Origin of the sequence: Nocardia sp. NPDC058497 (assembly GCF_042720195.1) — a bacterium.
Lineage (GTDB): Bacteria > Actinomycetota > Actinomycetes > Mycobacteriales > Mycobacteriaceae > Nocardia.
On record NZ_JBHXMY010000748.1, the window covers coordinates 1 to 2,454 of the forward strand.

2 protein-coding genes are annotated in these 2,454 nt (G+C 65.9%); both read right to left on the reverse strand.

Annotated elements, in window-relative coordinates; translation table 11 throughout:
• Positions 1-228 precede the first annotated feature (228 nt).
• Positions 229-1,362, reverse strand: coding sequence for a sulfotransferase family protein (locus ACFWPJ_RS30395; protein ID WP_378856582.1), 1,134 nt, complete (start codon positions 1,360-1,362; stop codon positions 229-231).
• Positions 1,363-1,379: 17 nt separating this feature from the next.
• Positions 1,380-2,165, reverse strand: a complete 786-nt coding sequence (locus ACFWPJ_RS30400) for an SDR family oxidoreductase (protein WP_378856584.1) — start codon at positions 2,163-2,165, stop codon at positions 1,380-1,382.
• Between the last annotated feature and the right edge of the window lie 289 nt (positions 2,166-2,454).

A 2,454-nucleotide genomic window follows, 5' to 3' on the forward strand; every position in this document is an offset into this window, starting at 1 on the left:
CGGCGATACCGACCCTGCGGCGACCGAAACCACTCCTCAGGGTGCGGCGAAACCCACCTCAGGGAGGGCCTCCGGAACCCGAACGTCAGTGTGCGGGTGCGGATCACACCCAGCGTCCACCTTGCTGCCCGGTTGACAAGCGGGCAGCAGGCACTGACTGAGCAGCCTTGGTTAAGCCCGGAAACCGTTGTGGAGCCACGTGTTCCGTGGCCCCACACCGATCAGAGGTCAGGCACTGAAACGTTCGGCGACCATTTCCTTGGTGAGTCCGTAGTCGGCGAGTGAGTAGTGGTGGGTGGGTTTACGGTCGCCGGTGCGGCTTTCGTTGTCGAGGGCGGTGATGGCGGTGCGGGCCTCGTCGGTGAAATCGGTGCCGATCCGGGTGTAGATGCGTTCGACGACGCCGAAGGGGTCGGCGCGGAGGTCGTCGAACTCGACGTCGATGAAGGTGGCGTCGGTGTGGCGGGCGCGGGCCGCCGTGAACTCGGAGAGGCCGCGGGCCCACAGGTCGAGTTGGGTGCGGCCGATGGTTTCGCCGGTGAAGGTGGTCGACCAGCCGCGGGTGGCGTGTTCGTTGAGGCTGCACACCGACGGGATGATCGTGGCGGGGTCGCGGTGGGTCTGGATGACGACGGCGTCCGGGTAGACGGCGAGCAGGGCATCCAGACAGAACAGGTGGCTGGGGTTCTTGAGGACCCAGCGGCGGGTGTCGTTCATGCCGATCAGCTGCAGGTTGCGGCGGTGGCGCGCGTAGGCGGGCGTCCAGTCCCGGCCGGCCAGCCACTGCGAGTAGCTCGGGACGTAGGCCAGGCATTCGTAGGAATGCGAGGTGCCCGACTGCCGGAGCAGCTGCCAGCATTCCTCCACGTCGGAGGCGCTCATGTAGTGCAGGCCCATGAACTCGGGGTTCTGCACCTGATGCTGCCGCAGGCCCGCATCGATCTGCTGGTAGGCCGGATTCTCGGACCAGGTTTCGCGCGGCGGGCGCGGCTGCGGGAAGTCGGTCAGCCACATCTCCCCCCCGGGGTGGGCCGTACGGGCCGCCACCCGCGGGCGCTGTGGGGTGGTGCCGGTCCGAGGCAGCCCGGTGACGAAAATCGGCCGGGTGACGGGTGTGTCGACATAGCCGGGGTTTGCCGCCCACGCGGCCTCACTCAACGCGCGAGCGACGAGCGTGCCGCGCAGGAAGAATCGCGACATCTTGCTGCCGAGCTCGGTGAGCCCGGCCTCGTCGCGATACGAGTCGAGCAGCACCTGCAACGCCTCGGTGTAGTCGTCGGTCCCGAAATCGGTGAGACCGGTGAGTTTGGTGGCGTAGGCGTGCAGGTCGGCCACGGTGCCGACATCGGTGCGCACGGTCATCGAAGGAGACTCCTTGCTCAGTTGTGGTATTCGCCGCAGTTGACGTCGAGGGTCTGACCGGTGATCGCCGACGACCAGTCGGACGCGAGAAACACCACGGCACGGGCGATCTCGTCGGGCTCGGGCAATCGCTTCAGGTCGGATTTCGAGGCGGTCTGTTCGTAGACCTGCTCGACGGTGATGCCGTACTTCTCGGCGACCTGACCGAAGTACCACTTCAGCTGGTCGGTCCAGATGTAGCCGGGCAGCACGCTGTTGACCCGCACACCCTTGCCGCCGAGTTCGGTGGCCAAGGTCTGCGACATCGCCAGCAGGGCGGCCTTGGTGAGTTTGTAGCTGCCGTACCGCGGTTCGGAATGCCGCACGACCATCGAATTGATCATCACCACAGCGCCTTTGGTCTCGGCGAGGGCGGGTGTGAACGCCTGCGTCATCCGCAGGCCACCCAGCACCGTCATGTCGAGGCTCGAGCGGATGTGGTCGAAGTCGGTGCGATCCAGCGGCTTCATCGACGGCACCGAGAACGCATTGTTCACCAGCGCGTCGACCCGGCCGAACGTCTCGACGGTCTTCGCCACCAGATTCTGGACCGCTGCCTCGTCGGTGATATCGGTGGGCACGCTCAGCGTGGCGCCACCGGCAGCCTCGATCTCGGCGGCCACCTCGAGCAACCGCGATTCGGTCCGCGCCGCCAGCACCACCGTGGCGCCCGCGGCCGCGGCCTCCAGGCAGATCGACCGGCCGAGCCCGGGGCCGACCCCGGACACGACGACTACCTTCCCGTCCAACAATGCCCCGCTCATCGAGAAAGCTCCGGAATGAGCCGTGAAGCTGGGTCGCAGAGCCGCTCGAGCAATCTTCTTGTTGTCCACATAGCGTTGGATGACCTCCAAAGGTTGTGCCGCGCACCATCGCGGCGAACTAGGTTTTGGTCCACAGCATTCGGAGCTGAGACCGGTGGGGTGACACCCCTGATGGGCGTAGCGCTCGGTGCAGACCACACGGTGGGTGCAGCGGTAGAACATGTTGGTGTTGAGCAGGTCTCACCCATCCGATGCATCAATAGCGATGCACTATTACACTGCCTCGTAT

Excerpts from the sequence above, each read along its gene's own strand:
- ACFWPJ_RS30395 (WP_378856582.1), bottom strand. The coding sequence starts at position 1,362 with ATGACCGTGCGCACCGATGTCGGCACCGTGGCCGACCTGCACGCCTAC.
- ACFWPJ_RS30400 (WP_378856584.1), bottom strand. The coding sequence starts at position 2,165 with ATGAGCGGGGCATTGTTGGACGGGAAGGTAGTCGTCGTGTCCGGGGTC.